Here is a 13,318-nt window from a genome sequence, read left to right on the forward strand (position 1 = left end):
GATAACACAAAGGGGGAAAAACCACGCTTTATCCCCCTTTGTCAAAATCTGACGGGGCCGGATGACCCCGTAGAGCGCGACAACGCTTAGTCGAGCTTGACGCCGATGCGGCGGGCCACTTCTTCGTAGGCTTCGATCAGGCCACCCAGGCTCTGGCGGAAGCGGTCTTTATCCATCTTGTCCAGGGTGTTTTTATCCCACAGGCGGCTGCCGTCCGGCGAGAACTCATCGCCCAGCACCACTTCACCGTTGAACAGGCCGAACTCCAGCTTGAAGTCGACCAGGATCAGGCCCGCGTCGTCAAACAGCTTGCTCAGCACGTCGTTTGCCTTGTAGCTCAGCTCGCGCATACGCGCCAGGTGCTCTTTGTTCACCCAGCCGAAGGTTTCACAGTAGGATTCGTTGACCATCGGATCGTGCATGGCATCGTTTTTCAGGAACAGGTCGAACAGCGGCGGGTTCAGTACCAGGCCTTCTTCGATGCCCAGACGCTTCACCAGTGAACCGGCAGCGCGGTTGCGGATCACGCATTCGACCGGCACCATGTCCAGCTTCTTCACCAGCACTTCGTTGTCTGACAGCAGGCGTTCCATTTGTGTCGGGATGCCGGCCTCTTCCAGTTTGCTCATAATGAAATGGTTAAACTTGTTGTTCACCATGCCTTTGCGATCGAACTGCTCAATGCGCTGACCATCCAGTGCTGACGTATCGTTGCGGAACTCCAACACCAGCAAATCAGGGTTTTCGGTGGTGTAGACGGTTTTTGCCTTTCCGCGATACAACTCAGCTAGCTTTTGCATCTTACATACTCCAATAAAGAATTGTTTTAAAAATGCTTTAACACACAGGCGTGATATACCCAAAATAATTGGAGTTACAGCAAGGCGGCAGGTGCGGGACTCCCCGCGAGCTTACTCAAGTAAGTGACAGGGTGAATGCACGTAGCCAACACGGTTGTAGCTTCAAAAATGATGGGTATATTGTGCCAAAACTGCGACGCAAACGATACCGTATTGTTCAAAGAAAAAGGGGCCGTAGCCCCTTTTCAATCAGTTAACGCTGGTTTTACTGAATGCTGCCTGGAAGGCCGCCACCAAGCCGTCGTTTTGCGACTGGGTCAATGGCTTCCCTTTAGGATCGATAAATTGCAGGCTGGTGCGGTTGTTCAAATCCCCGACCTGCAGTTTGTAATCGCCCTCTTTCAGTTCAGGATCCTTGGCGCCCAACGCATCCCAATCGCTACCGCTCAGGGATTTGTAGGTGACGGCGACGGTGCCCTGCGGACGGCTGCGGTCACCCACTTTCATCCCCAGTTTCTCCAACGCCGCAGGCAGGCGATCCCATACCACGGTGTAAGGGCCGCGCACTACCAGCATCGGCAGGCCGGTGTCATCAGCGCTGCTCTGCACGTCCAGCGCGCCGAAGCGGTTGGCCGTCTGGCTGCTTGCCAGGTTGTCCTGCTTGTCCAGGCCTTCAACGATGGTGTTCATCATCATGCCGTTGTAGCGCTGCACTTCTGACGGGTCGGTAATCTGTTCGGTTTTACCCTGCTGCTGCAGGCCCACGGTTTTCACCGTCAGCGCCTGCTGGTAACCCTGCTGCTGTACGCTGATCTGGTAGCGGCCTTCGTACTGGTTGTCTTCATCCAGACGGTTCCACTTCACCCAGTCGGTGGTCAGCGTCTGACCGGCGTCCTGACGTGAGGCGATTGCGATATTTTTCGTCTGCAGCATGCTGACAACGCGCGACCACAGATTCTGGTTCTGCGGGTTGTTTTCCAACAGCAGCGTACCGCTGTCGCCGGCATATTGCGCGCGTGAACCGCTCAGCAATGCCAGTGGCTGCACCGGCGGACGAATATCCAGTTGCTTGCCGACGCCGCCTTTCAGCGTGGTGGCCGGAACATCATAATTACCGCTTTGCACCGGCAGGATCATACCGGCTGGTGCGTTCAGTGGCTTGAGCACCGACGCATCGAGGTAAGACTCATCGCCGCTCACCTGGCGTTTGTAACGCTGATCGGTGGTGCAGGCGGCCAGCATCATAACCAGCGAAATACCCACGACTTTTGCTACCGTCGACTTTTGCAATGAATAAACCATCAAATTTCCCTTAGAGTTACAGCAAACCGGCGCTTTTCAACGCGCGTTCCACTACCGGACGGGCAGCGTCGGTCAACGGCGTCATAGGCAGACGCATCGTATCGGTTGCCATCAATCCCAATGCCTTACAGGCCCATTTCACCGGAATTGGGTTTGCTTCTACAAACAAATCCTGATGCAACGGCATCAAGCGCTGATTTAAGCGGCGTGCTTCAGCAAAGTCGCCCTGTGCTGCCAGCGCGCAAAGCTGCGCCATTTCACGCGCCGCCACGTTGGCCGTCACGGAAATCACCCCTTTGCCGCCCAGTTGCATGAAATCCAGACCGCTGGCGTCATCGCCGCTCAGCAAAATGAAATCTTCATCATCAACCAGCACTTGGATCTGACTTACACGACTTAAGTTCCCTGTTGCCTCTTTAACAGCAACAATATTCTTAATTTTTGCCAAACGCGCAATCACCGGCGGCAGCATGTCACACCCGGTGCGCGAAGGCACGTTATAGAGGATCTGCGGCAGTGCGGTGCTTTCGGCAATCGCCTTGAAGTGCTGGTACAGCCCTTCCTGAGTCGGTTTGTTGTAGTAAGGCGTGACCGTCAGGCAACCCACTACGCCGGTATTTTCAAAGCGCTGGCTCAGCGAAATGGCTTCGGCGGTGGCGTTGGCGCCGGTACCTGCGATCACCGGAATACGGCCTGCGGCCAGTTCCAGCGTCTGCAATACCACGTCAACGTGCTCGTCATGGGCAAGCGTTGCGGACTCGCCGGTAGTCCCTACGGAAACGATGGCCGCAGTTCCACTGGCTACATGATAATCAATCAATTTTTTTAGGCTCGCGCGATCGACAGCACCTGTGTCGTCCATCGGCGTAACCAGTGCAACAATACTTCCCGTAAACATTGGCCGTCCCCTCCACAAACAAGTCACTCATGGTACTTTTGCTGCCTATCCAAAAGCAAGCAAACAACGGCGTTGTAAGCGCTTGGCAGGCGGTTTTTTTTATGTTTACCATGGTAACCCCATTGAGCACGACAGGAAGCTCCATTTTGCCTAAGCCAGATGAACACTATCTCGTGATTACCGCGCTCGGCGCCGATCGCCCCGGAATCGTCAATGCCATCACCCGCCACGTCAGTAGCTGCGGGTGCAATATCGAAGATAGCCGTCTGGCAATGCTGGGTGAAGAGTTCACTTTCATCATGCTGCTTTCCGGCAGTTGGAACGCCATTACCCTGATCGAATCAACCCTGCCGCAAAAAGGCGCGGAGCTGGAGCTGCTGATTGTGATGAAGCGCACCAACTCACACGAAAGGCCACCGATGCCGGCCACGGTGTGGGTGCAGGTGGAGGTGAAAGACTCGCCGCACATCATCGAACGCTTTACCGATTTGTTCGACTCCAGCCAGATGAACATTGCCGAGCTGGTATCGCGCACCCAGCCTGCGGAAGGCGACCTGCCGCCGCAGCTGTATATCCAGATCACCGCGCACAGCCCCGGCAATCAGGATGCCTCAAATATTGAACAAGCCTTTCATCGCCTATGTACAGAATTGAAAGCACAAGGCAGTATTAGCGTTGTGAACTATCCACAGCATGATGAGAAAGATGGAGAGTAGTGATGAGCCCATTGAAAGCCGGTGACACAGCGCCGAAGTTTAGTTTGCCTGACCAGGACGGTGAGGAAATTAATTTGGCCGACTTCCAGGGACAGCGAGTGCTTGTTTATTTTTATCCCAAGGCGATGACGCCGGGCTGTACCGTACAGGCCTGCGGTTTGCGGGATAACATGGATGACTTGAAAAAAGCGGGTGTCGAAGTTCTGGGCATCAGCACGGATAAACCAGAGAAACTGTCGCGTTTTGCCGAGAAAGAGTTGTTAAACTTCACGTTGTTGTCTGATGAGGATCATCAGGTGGCACAGCAGTTCGGCGTTTGGGGTGAGAAAACCTTCATGGGGAAAACCTATGACGGCATCCACCGCATCAGCTTCCTGATCGACGCCAAAGGCAAGGTTGAAAAAGTGTTTGATGATTTCAAGACCACCAATCATCACGACATCGTTCTGGATTACCTGAAACAATAATTCTCACGAAGCGCAGCGACCTGCTGCGCTTCGTTATCCACGCTTATTCCTGTTCCGTTTCTACCCGCAGTTCGTCCGGCCAGGCATGGATCACCGCCTTCACCAAGGTTGCCAGCGGGATAGCGAAGAACACGCCCCAGAAGCCCCACAGCCCGCCAAAGATAATCACCGACAGAATGATCACCAGCGGATGCAGGTTGACCGCCTCAGAGAACAGAATCGGCACCAGCAGGTTGCCATCCAGCCCCTGCACCACCAGATAGGCGACGATCAGCGTCCAGAAATCGGCGCCGACACCCCATTGGAACATCGCCACCACCACCACCGGAATGGTCACCAGTACCGCACCGATATAGGGGATCAGCACCGAAAAACCGACCAACACCGCCAGCAGCAGCGAATAACGCATATCGAGAACCGCGAACACCAGATAGGTCGCCACCCCGACGATCACCATCTCCAGCACCTTGCCGCGAATATAGTTGGTGATCTGCTGGTTCATTTCGATCCACACCTGCCCGGCCAGCCCACGGTTGCGTGGCAGTACCCGGCGCACGGCATTGAGCATCTGTTCCTTGTCCTTCAACAGGAAGAACATCATCATCGGGACCAGAATCAGATAAATCGCCAGCGTCAGCAGGCCCACCAGCGACGCCAACGAGAATTTCACCACCGACTCGCCCATGCCCGACAGGCGTCCACGCAGGTTCTCCGCCATCATGTCGATGATGCCGGCATCCACCAGCGCCGGGTAACGCTTCGGCAGCGTCGCGGCGAAGTTATAGAACTGGTTGAGCATGCCCGGCAGATCGGTCATCAGGTTGATGCCCTGTTGCCAGGCGGTCGGCGCCACCACGAAGACCAGCAGCATCGCGATACCGGCAAACAGGATCATCACCATGCTCGCCGCCCAATTTCGCGAACAGCCGATGCGCTGCAACCGCGCGGTTGGCCACTCCAGCAGATACGCCAGCACGATGGCCACCAGCAGCGGGGTCAGAATACCATGCAGAAAATAGAGAATGAGGAACCCGGCGAGCAGGATCACCAACAGCGCGATGGCTTGCGGATCGGTGAAGCGGCGGCGGTACCACTGTAATAACATCTCCAGCATCAGAGAGGGCTCCTAGAGGTTTGACTGGCAGGCATTGCTGTTCCTGTAATAAGTATTATTGACCCTACGCTGGCCAAGCCAAAAAGAGGAAAGGCTGAAGGCCGGGCATTCAGCGTATGGTTGTACCATGCCGCCCCTTTGCCATCCAGCGATTGTCGGCACAGACCGGGGGAAAGAAAACGATAGATTTACCGCGGGGAAAGTCGCGGCGGTTTAACGGTGAGTCAAACCGCCGCTATGCCATCAGGCCTGAGAAGATCAGAAGTCGTAAGTCAGCGAGGCTTTAAGGGTGCGCGATTGCCCCTGGAAGATATAGGTGCCGTTGCTCTCCACGCTGGACCAATACTTCTCGTTGGTGACGTTATCCACGCCAACGCGCCAAACCAGGGTGTTTTGATCCGCGTTCATGCGCATCCGGTAACGCACACCGAGATCCAGCGTGGTGTAACTGTCGAGTTTCTTGGTGTTCGCCGCGTCGGCAAACTGCGAGCCGGTATGGCGAACCCTGGCGGTCGCAGTCAGGCCTTCAACCGGTTGGATGTCATACTCGGCGCCCATCACCATATAGAAATTCGAAACGCCGATAGCATCCTTGCCGTCGTTGGTGCCATTTTTGGTTTTGGTCAGCTCAGGCGACAGCCAGGTGGTGCTGCCGTTAAGGCGCAGCCCGAGCATCGGCTCACCGAACACGTTCAGTTCCACGCCGCGGTTACGTTGCTCGCCATCCAGCGCATAATAATTCTCGCTGTTGAGCATGGCTGAAGGCTTCTTGATTTCAAACAGCGCCAGCGAACCGCCCACGCGCTCGAAATCGACCTTCACCCCCACTTCATTTTGTTTGGAACGGGCAATACCGGTGCTCTGGCCAAAGTTCGTGGCTTCCTTCGGCGCGTTGCTCCCCGGCTGCAGAGCTTCGGTGTGGTTGGCGTAGAGCGACACTTCTTCCCACGGCTTGTAGACCAGACCAAAGGTCGGCATCCAGCGGCTTTGGGTATAACGGGATGAAGTATCCTCCAGGCCGGTCGCGTTGCTATAGTTGCGCACCACCACTTTCTGATGGCGCGCCGCTGCGGTAAACAGCACCCGATCGCTAAAGAACCCCAAAGTATCGCTGAACAGCCAGCCCTGGGTGCGATTACGGGCGGTGGTTAACGGATCGGAATAGTTGCCGCCAAAGTAAGCGTTATCCGGCACTGCCACATCGTGATTGTCATAAATATTGGTGGTCGGGTTGTTGGCCGACATGCGCCAGGCGGTTTTGTCGCGTTTGATTTGCGCAGAATAACCCAGGTTCACCTTGTGCGAGACATCCCAGGTATTGAATTCGCCGCTGACCCCGGCCATGCCGCTGAACGCATCGATAATGCGGTTGGTGTCCAGACGCCCTACCGTGGCGTCGCCATTGGCATTGATCAGCTTGGGTGCGCTGTAGAGCCCGGTTTCATGAGCATGCTGCGCGCCCAACCCGGTATAAATTTTCCAGCGTTGAGTGAGGTCGTATTCCGCCTTCACCATACCGAATTCGTTTTCGATATCGCTGTAGCCCCATTTCTGGCTGTAGTTTTTGGTCGGATCCGGCACGGCTGGAATAAAGTCGACGCCGCTGATGTTGACCCCCATAGTTCCACCGTGGAAGGTCTTCTTCTGGTAGCCGAAATCCAGCGAAGTGCGGAAGCGATCGCCACGGTAATCCAGTCCCACCGAGGCCAGCGTGGTACGGCGTTTGTCGTCGTTGACGGCAGCTTCACCTTCGCGGTGTACCAGGTTCACCCGTGCGCCAAACTGGTTGTCGTCACCGAAGCGACGGCCTACATCCAGCTTGCCGCCGACCTGAGAGTCAGAGGTGTAATCGATGCCCACCTGCGTGGTAGGCGTCTCTTCCGCACGTTTGGGTTCGAGGTTAATCATACCGCCCACCCCACTGGTGGCTACGCCGTTCAGCAAGGCGTTAGCGCCTTTGAACACCTCCACGCGCTCCAGCATTTGGGTATCCATCACCTGACGCGGCACCACGCCCGACAGGCCGCCCATGGTCATGTCCTCACCATCCAACTGGAAGCCGCGAATGCGGTAGGTTTCGGCGAAGTTGCCGTAGCCCTGCACCGCCTGAACGCCTGCGTCATTGCTGATGACATCGGCAATGGTTTTCGCCTGTTGATCCTGCACCAGCTTTGCGGTGTAGCCGACCACGTTAAAAGGTACGTCCATGGCTTTTTGTTCGCCCAGCATCCCCAGACGTCCGCCATGCGCGATTTGTCCGTCGAGATAAGCGGGAACCAGATCTTCGCCGCCGGCTTTAAAATCGCTCTCTTTGGTGGCCTGAACCACCAGGGTTTCTTCCTGATTTTTTTTGCTGCTTTCTGCCGGAGCGGCCAGCGCGCCCTGGCTTACCGCACCGATGGCCAGCGCCAATAACGTCAGGCGTTGCGGAAATGATGTTGAACTGGTGTTGTGCATAATTCACTCATGTATGAGGAGAAGTGGAACAAAATGGCCCGTTACCGGGCCGATAGAGCTTATTTATTTAAATCAATGCGAACGACGCTGTCCGGCCCCTGAGTAGAGTGATCCTTATTAAAGGGTTGCTTGACGGTGACAAACAGCACCTGGCCGTCTGGGGAAAGCTGCAGGCTGTTTGGATTTGGCGTTACCGCCCAGCTCTGTTTCACGGCATAGGTCGTGGCATTGAGGCTCAGCACCTTGCCTGACTCACGCTGCGAGAGGTAGATTTCATTGCGTTTGGCATTGAACAGCACTGCCAGAGAGTCGCCGACATCCAGCTGCTTGAGCAGTTTTCCACTATGAATATCCAGCACCAGCGTGGTTTTGGCTTTGGAATTGTCGGTCACAAACAGGCGCCCGGTTTCGCTGTCTTCCGCCAGGTTAAGCAGCAGCGCCGGCTTATCGCCCAGTGGCTTCCAGCGTTTTTCGATTCGGTTGTTTTTCGGGTTGATGACCAGAATTTCACCGCTGCCGTTCGCGGCGTACAAACGCTGGGTTTGTTCCGAGTAATGCAGGCCGGTCATCCATTTGCCGGTGTTTTTGATCCGCGCTTTTAATTTCAGCGTGTTGGCGTCCACCACCCAAATCAACGCCGGGTCAGCCACAGCACCTACGTACAGCGTATCTTTGTGCAGCAGAATTTGACGCGCGCCATACGGCAGCCCTTTCTCGTTGCGTTCGCTAAACAGCAAGCGGCCTTTCACTTTGCCGTCGGCGGTAGTGATCGCGCTGATGCCGCCGTCCAGGGAGTTAGTGACATAAAGGGTTTTGCCATCCGGGGAGATCTGCATGGCGAAGTTTTTCAGATCGGTGTGGGTTGCGCCGAGCGTTTTCAGCGTTTTCGCATCCAGCTTATAAACCACCCCGCCCTGCACATCTTTAAAGCCTTCGGAACTGGCCACGTACAAGGCATCGCCCGCCGGCGTCAGCGCCATCTCATACAGGCCATCCGCCAGATCGCGTCTAACCACGTTGTCGGCAGATTGAGCCGCCGCAGCGACAGGTTGGGCAATCGGAGAAGCGGCGTGTTGCTTAGGGGCGACGCAACCGCTCAGCGCCAGGGTCATCACCACGGCGAGCGCAGAAACTTTCATCTTCATCAGGAAATCCTTGGCCATATAAACTGATTGAGTGGAGGCTCTTGCGGATTATTTTTGGCTTTCTCAACAGGAGAAATGAGCCCCACCGTACGTCTCAATGTTTCCTTGTGAATGGGGTTCACTTTATCGCAGGCGGCTGGACCGTCTTAGCTGCGAATAACAAAGAGAATAATAATCATACTCATTACTTTTTTGGCGAGCAAATGTAATTGGTCATCTTGAACGTGGGAAAACGTCGTGCTGCGAATGCCCTCCGCCGCTCACAGAATTATCTCGCGACATTGGCAAACGCGGCGGGAAGTGGTCATGCTGTAAGGCCATCTCATCCTCATGTCTGACCAAGGAGAATTTATGTCAGTTTCAGCCCGTAACCAGTTATCCGGCACCGTGTCTGCCGTCGCTAAAGGCGCCGTAAATGACGAGGTGGAAATCACTTTGCCGGGCGGCGAGAAGTTAGTCGCTATTGTGACGGTACAAAGCCAGCAGTCGCTTGGCCTGGTCGCCGGTAAGGAAGCGGTGGCGCTGATTAAGGCCCCCTGGGTTATTTTGGCTTCGGAAGACTGCGGACTGCGTTTCTCCGCCCGCAATCAATTCGCCGGGGAAGTCAGTGCAGTGGAGCAAGGGGCGGTGAACAGCACCGTGCACATTAAAACGGATGCCGGTTTCAAACTGACCTCGGTGATCACCAATGAAAGCCTGCAGGAGATGGCGTTAAAGAACGGGGCCCGTGTCATCGCTCTGGTCAAAGCCTCCTCCGTGCTGCTTGCCGTCAGGGCGTAGTTTCCAAACCCTTTCAAGCCCGCATCGGCGGGCTTTTTAGTGAGGCAACTGCCTGAGACATTACTTTATCCCCTGCTCGACAAGTAGCCCGACGGCGATCAACACCATGGCCGCGCCGGAAAAACGGCTGACAACCCGTGCAGCCTGCGGGCGCGTCTGCAGTACCGACTGCGAGCCATACCCCACGATCAAATAAACCACCCCACAGCTGATCAGATGCAACAAGCCAAGCGCGAGAATTTGGTTGGGGATCGACCAACTGGCACCCGCATCGGTGAACTGAGGCAGTAAAGCCAAAAATAGCAGGAATACCTTGGGGTTCAGGCCGCTGACGCAAATGCCCTTGCCGGCCCAACGCAGCCAGGAGTCGGACGCCTGCGCATCGCCGGCGCTCGGCGTCGGGGGATGGCGCAGCATGTTAATGCCAATCCACAACAGGTAGCCGGCCCCCAGCAGGGTGAGCGCCGTGAGGGCCATAGGACTGCCTGTCACCAAAGCGCCCACGCCTGCCGCCACGATCGCTATAGCGATAAGGTGCCCACACAGCAACCCTACTACCGCAGGCACCACCACCCGCCCGCGGATGCCGGCCGAGATGATGTACGCCCAGTCCAACCCGGGCGTGATAACGAACAGAATCGAAACGGCCCAGAAAGCCGCAAAAATGGCGAGCGTCATAAATATCGCCCCCGCCACCGACACCCGGCAGTCTGGCTTATCCATTTCATCACTTCGCGTTCCTCCGCTGGACAGCGTTAACAGGCCAAAAGCCATTTATGTCCAAAGTTGTTCAATTATTGAAAAGAATATCCCCAAGTTGTTAGAATGTGGTTTCAATTATTTGCTTATAAATCGCAAATTGAGGGAAATTTTTCCAAATGGACAAGATTGACCGCAAAATCCTTGCTGAACTTCAGTTTGATGGGCGTCTTTCTGTTACCGACCTGGCTGACCGAATTGGGCTGAGCGTTTCCCCCTGCCACCGCAGGGTGCGAGCGTTGGAACAATCTGGCGTGATCAGAGGCTATCGTGCTCACCTCGATCCCGGCAGTCTGGGCTTTAACTTTTCCGCGCTGGTTTTCGTCACCATGCGGGAAGGGGATCGCCAGGCTGTTGAAGCCTTCGAAAACGCCATGGTGGATATTCCCCAGGTTATCCAGGCGCAGCGATTGTTCGGCGATCCCGACTACCTGTTGCATGTCATCGCCCGCGATTTACCGGCTTTTCAGCGGCTTTACGACGAACAGCTTTCCGCCCTGCCCGGCGTTCAACGCCTGACCTCCACGCTGGTGATGAAAAGCGTGGTGCAGGATCGGCCCTTTCTGCCGTTGTAGATCACAATCAAATCCAGAAGGATACAGTTATGAACAGTGGTTTCGAGGACTCAAAGGCCTTGTACATCGGCATATGCACGGTGGTAGGCGATGCCTTTCTGGCGTTGGCCAATGAAGAGCATGAAACGCAAAAAGCGGACGTGATCAATGAGCTTAAAACGGCGATCACCCGCGAAGGTCGTGATGTCAATTTGGATGAAGCGCGCGAATTGGCGATTGAATGGCTGGAGCGATAAGTAGCGCCGGTTACCTTGCTTTTACGGGCGTTACCAGGGTCATTACCGCGCTCTGGGCTGCCGTTCTGGTGAAAAAAATGGGAGCGTCTCCGCTCCCATAGGGTATTCAGGGCACAATCACGTAGTCGGGATTGGCAACGGCGAACAACGCCTGCCGATCCGCTGCCGGTGGATAAATCCACTGCGTATTGATTTCCTGTTTGATCTTTTTGCCCTCTTCACGCGTAAAGCGCACCTGACGATCCCAACCTTCGGTGTAGAGCGCCCCCCAGGCTCCAAGATCAAGGCAGGTCACATACTTTGGCTGGCTGTAAGGGTGCAGCGGCAAACCTACCAGTTCCGCTGCGGCATTGTGGCCCGCTACACGGCCCAGACTCATCGCATGCTGGCAGGTCATCAGGTTGTGATTGCCCAGCTCGTCGGTCGCTGCCTTGACCGTGTCCCCGCTAACAAACACGCCGTCCGCCGCAGGCGCGTGCAGGAAGGCATCACCGACAATACGTCCGGCACTGTCGCGCTCACCCGGGATTTGCTCAACTAATGGATGCGCCCGTACCCCGGCGGCCAGAATCACCGTATCGGTGGCGATGCGCTCACCGCTCGACAAGGTCACACTGCCTGCGTCAATAGCCGTAACGCGAACCCCGGCTCGAGACTCAACGCCACATTCTTCCAGCGCCTGGCGGATCACCACGGCAGGTTCAGCCCCCATGCCGACGCCAACTTCGGCCGCCGTATCGACAATCACCACGCGAATATCGGCTTGGTTGCCCAAAATGGCACGTAAGCGCATCGGCATTTCAGCAGCACTTTCCAGCCCGGTAAGCCCACCACCGACCACCACCACGGTATTGCGTGCCGGGGTCTCAGGTTGAGTCGCCAACGCTTTTAAATGGGCATCCAGCCGTTGCGCGCTTTGCAGCGTATCAACATTAAAACCATGCTCGGCAAAACCGGCGACCGCAGGCACGAACAGTTTGCTGCCGGTTGCCAGTACCAGCCGGTCATACGCCAACTGAAGTTTTTTCCCTTCGGCGCTCTCCACCACCAGCGTCTTGTTTTCGCCATCTATCTGCTCAACCAGACCGGCCAAATGACGAACGCCAATCGCAGCGAGCTGTGCCGAAATGTCCGGGCTCATATTTTCCAGTACGGCTTCGTACAATCTAGGGCGGATGGTGACGTTCGGGGTCGGCGAAACCATCGTCACCTCAACGCTCTGTTCCTTACCGGCAAGCGCTACGGCTCGCATGGCGGAGACAGCGGCCCAAAACCCGGCAAAACCAGAACCGGCGATCACTATTTTCTGCGTCATGGAATGACTCCTTCAAATACCTGTTGTCGAGCGCCTGACGTATTTTTCAGGCGAGTTTTACCGCTGCCCCCCTGAAAAAGGGTGCAGAAGGGTGACCGCCTGTGGCACACAGGCGGGTAAAAAGCATCAGAAAAATGGCGGGGGCGTTATTGCGGTTTGGCGCGAGGGGGCTTGCCGCTGCGAGTCGTACGCTCGCTCAGGCGTTCATCAAGCCAGATATTGACCTCGCCAAAGAACCCTTCCGGCGCCTTGCGCCCAAAACGAGAAGCGACAGTGCCCAGTGTTTGTAGCGCCAGCGCATCGCGCATGGCCTTTTCGGCCTGCAGCATCACCGCATGGATCGCACACTTGCCTGATATGGCCCAGTCAGGCGGGCTATCATCGAATACCGCGCAGCGACCGCGGACTTCCTGACAATCGAACAACGGTTTGTGTCCTTCAATGGCATCGATAATCTCCAGGAAAGTGATCTCCTCTGCCGGACGGGCCAACCGATACCCACCGCGCACGCCTTCGCTGGCGGCGACGATCCCCGCCTTCTCCAGCTTGGGGAAAATCTTGGCCAGGAAACTGGGTGAAATTCCCTGCAGTTCCGCGAGATCGCGACTGCTTAACGCGCGTTGATCCTCGCCGACCAACCAAAGCAAGCAGTGGATGCCGTATTCAACGCTGGTAGTGATGTAAGCCATATTGGGTTTGCGCTGCACTCTTGAATTCAATAACGCAGACTATATTAGTCCACGTTTATTCTGTC

At 55.9% G+C, this 13,318-nt stretch carries 14 protein-coding genes; 5 read left to right on the forward strand and 9 right to left on the reverse strand.

Annotated elements, in window-relative coordinates; all coding sequences use genetic code 11:
- Positions 1-86: 86 nt before the first annotated feature.
- The 3 genes from purC to dapA form a co-directional block, all read right to left on the reverse strand.
- Positions 87-800 carry a phosphoribosylaminoimidazolesuccinocarboxamide synthase gene (gene purC / locus AC1RKG_RS21295; RefSeq protein WP_020828051.1) on the reverse strand — a complete coding sequence of 238 codons (714 nt, stop codon included), beginning with the start codon at positions 798-800 and terminating at the stop codon, positions 87-89.
- Positions 801-1,049: 249 nt separating this feature from the next.
- Positions 1,050-2,102: an outer membrane protein assembly factor BamC gene (gene bamC / locus AC1RKG_RS21300; protein WP_020828052.1), complete on the reverse strand. Its 1,053-nt coding sequence runs from the start codon at positions 2,100-2,102 to the stop codon at positions 1,050-1,052.
- Positions 2,103-2,118: 16 nt separating this feature from the next.
- Positions 2,119-3,000, reverse strand: coding sequence for a 4-hydroxy-tetrahydrodipicolinate synthase (dapA, locus tag AC1RKG_RS21305; RefSeq protein ID WP_493183682.1), 882 nt, complete (start codon positions 2,998-3,000; stop codon positions 2,119-2,121).
- Between the two features lie 110 nt (positions 3,001-3,110).
- Between dapA and AC1RKG_RS21310 the strand changes: the two genes are divergently transcribed.
- Together AC1RKG_RS21310 and bcp are read left to right on the forward strand one after the other, a co-directional pair.
- A complete protein-coding gene (locus tag AC1RKG_RS21310) occupies positions 3,111-3,716 on the forward strand; it encodes a glycine cleavage system transcriptional repressor (RefSeq protein WP_197022814.1) in 606 nt (201 codons plus the stop codon).
- A 2-nt stretch (positions 3,717-3,718) separates the two neighbouring features.
- A complete protein-coding gene (gene bcp / locus AC1RKG_RS21315; protein WP_020828055.1) occupies positions 3,719-4,183 on the forward strand; it encodes a thioredoxin-dependent thiol peroxidase in 465 nt (154 codons plus the stop codon).
- A gap of 43 nt (positions 4,184-4,226) precedes the next feature.
- Here the strand turns inward: bcp and AC1RKG_RS21320 are convergent, their stop codons facing one another.
- The 3 genes from AC1RKG_RS21320 to AC1RKG_RS21330 all read right to left on the reverse strand — a co-directional run bounded on the left by AC1RKG_RS21320 (position 4,227) and on the right by AC1RKG_RS21330 (position 8,899).
- Positions 4,227-5,297: an AI-2E family transporter gene (locus AC1RKG_RS21320; protein ID WP_020828056.1), complete on the reverse strand. Its 1,071-nt coding sequence runs from the start codon at positions 5,295-5,297 to the stop codon at positions 4,227-4,229.
- A 258-nt stretch (positions 5,298-5,555) separates the two neighbouring features.
- On the reverse strand, positions 5,556-7,754 hold the full coding sequence (locus AC1RKG_RS21325) for a TonB-dependent receptor (protein WP_115058303.1): 2,199 nt from the start codon (positions 7,752-7,754) through the stop codon (positions 5,556-5,558).
- A 59-nt stretch (positions 7,755-7,813) separates the two neighbouring features.
- The gene (locus AC1RKG_RS21330; RefSeq protein WP_493183683.1) at positions 7,814-8,899 is read right to left on the reverse strand and encodes a YncE family protein; all 1,086 of its coding nucleotides are present in this window, start codon (positions 8,897-8,899) and stop codon (positions 7,814-7,816) included.
- A 351-nt stretch (positions 8,900-9,250) separates the two neighbouring features.
- Here AC1RKG_RS21330 and AC1RKG_RS21335 point away from each other — a divergent pair, with 351 nt between their 5' ends.
- Positions 9,251-9,679 (forward strand): TOBE domain-containing protein, encoded by a 429-nt coding sequence (locus tag AC1RKG_RS21335; RefSeq protein ID WP_122079986.1) that lies wholly within the window; start codon positions 9,251-9,253, stop codon positions 9,677-9,679.
- A gap of 60 nt (positions 9,680-9,739) precedes the next feature.
- Here the strand turns inward: AC1RKG_RS21335 and AC1RKG_RS21340 are convergent, their stop codons facing one another.
- Entirely contained in the window at positions 9,740-10,357 is a 618-nt protein-coding gene (locus AC1RKG_RS21340) for a LysE family translocator (protein WP_262256109.1), read from the reverse strand.
- Positions 10,358-10,557: 200 nt separating this feature from the next.
- Here AC1RKG_RS21340 and AC1RKG_RS21345 point away from each other — a divergent pair, with 200 nt between their 5' ends.
- Positions 10,558-11,013, forward strand: a complete 456-nt coding sequence (locus AC1RKG_RS21345; protein ID WP_020828061.1) for an Lrp/AsnC family transcriptional regulator — start codon at positions 10,558-10,560, stop codon at positions 11,011-11,013.
- 29 nt (positions 11,014-11,042) lie between these two features.
- Positions 11,043-11,249 carry a fumarate hydratase FumD gene (gene fumD / locus AC1RKG_RS21350; RefSeq protein ID WP_020828062.1) on the forward strand — a complete coding sequence of 69 codons (207 nt, stop codon included), beginning with the start codon at positions 11,043-11,045 and terminating at the stop codon, positions 11,247-11,249.
- A gap of 106 nt (positions 11,250-11,355) precedes the next feature.
- On the opposite strand, the gene AC1RKG_RS21355 is transcribed toward fumD, so the two are convergent.
- Positions 11,356-12,564 carry an NAD(P)/FAD-dependent oxidoreductase gene (locus tag AC1RKG_RS21355; RefSeq protein ID WP_493183684.1) on the reverse strand — a complete coding sequence of 403 codons (1,209 nt, stop codon included), beginning with the start codon at positions 12,562-12,564 and terminating at the stop codon, positions 11,356-11,358.
- Between the two features lie 146 nt (positions 12,565-12,710).
- Positions 12,711-13,253 (reverse strand): RrF2 family transcriptional regulator, encoded by a 543-nt coding sequence (locus AC1RKG_RS21360; RefSeq protein ID WP_048762778.1) that lies wholly within the window; start codon positions 13,251-13,253, stop codon positions 12,711-12,713.
- Positions 13,254-13,318 lie beyond the last annotated feature (65 nt).

Source organism: Serratia sp. GW822-FHT06D09 (assembly GCF_058799515.1).

What these genes read in the sequence shown, in the direction of transcription:
- AC1RKG_RS21335 (WP_122079986.1), top strand. Translation starts at nt 9,251, where the DNA reads ATGTCAGTTTCAGCCCGTAACCAGTTATCCGGCACCGTGTCTGCCGTC.
- AC1RKG_RS21345 (WP_020828061.1), top strand. Translation starts at nt 10,558, where the DNA reads ATGGACAAGATTGACCGCAAAATCCTTGCTGAACTTCAGTTTGATGGG.
- bamC (WP_020828052.1), bottom strand. Translation starts at nt 2,102, where the DNA reads ATGGTTTATTCATTGCAAAAGTCGACGGTAGCAAAAGTCGTGGGTATT.
- dapA (WP_493183682.1), bottom strand. Translation starts at nt 3,000, where the DNA reads ATGTTTACGGGAAGTATTGTTGCACTGGTTACGCCGATGGACGACACA.
- AC1RKG_RS21340 (WP_262256109.1), bottom strand. Translation starts at nt 10,357, where the DNA reads ATGACGCTCGCCATTTTTGCGGCTTTCTGGGCCGTTTCGATTCTGTTC.
- AC1RKG_RS21320 (WP_020828056.1), bottom strand. Translation starts at nt 5,297, where the DNA reads ATGCTGGAGATGTTATTACAGTGGTACCGCCGCCGCTTCACCGATCCG.
- AC1RKG_RS21310 (WP_197022814.1), top strand. Translation starts at nt 3,111, where the DNA reads ATGGTAACCCCATTGAGCACGACAGGAAGCTCCATTTTGCCTAAGCCA.
- AC1RKG_RS21330 (WP_493183683.1), bottom strand. Translation starts at nt 8,899, where the DNA reads ATGAAGATGAAAGTTTCTGCGCTCGCCGTGGTGATGACCCTGGCGCTG.
- fumD (WP_020828062.1), top strand. Translation starts at nt 11,043, where the DNA reads ATGAACAGTGGTTTCGAGGACTCAAAGGCCTTGTACATCGGCATATGC.
- AC1RKG_RS21360 (WP_048762778.1), bottom strand. Translation starts at nt 13,253, where the DNA reads ATGGCTTACATCACTACCAGCGTTGAATACGGCATCCACTGCTTGCTT.
- purC (WP_020828051.1), bottom strand. Translation starts at nt 800, where the DNA reads ATGCAAAAGCTAGCTGAGTTGTATCGCGGAAAGGCAAAAACCGTCTAC.
- AC1RKG_RS21355 (WP_493183684.1), bottom strand. Translation starts at nt 12,564, where the DNA reads ATGACGCAGAAAATAGTGATCGCCGGTTCTGGTTTTGCCGGGTTTTGG.
- AC1RKG_RS21325 (WP_115058303.1), bottom strand. Translation starts at nt 7,754, where the DNA reads ATGCACAACACCAGTTCAACATCATTTCCGCAACGCCTGACGTTATTG.
- bcp (WP_020828055.1), top strand. Translation starts at nt 3,719, where the DNA reads ATGAGCCCATTGAAAGCCGGTGACACAGCGCCGAAGTTTAGTTTGCCT.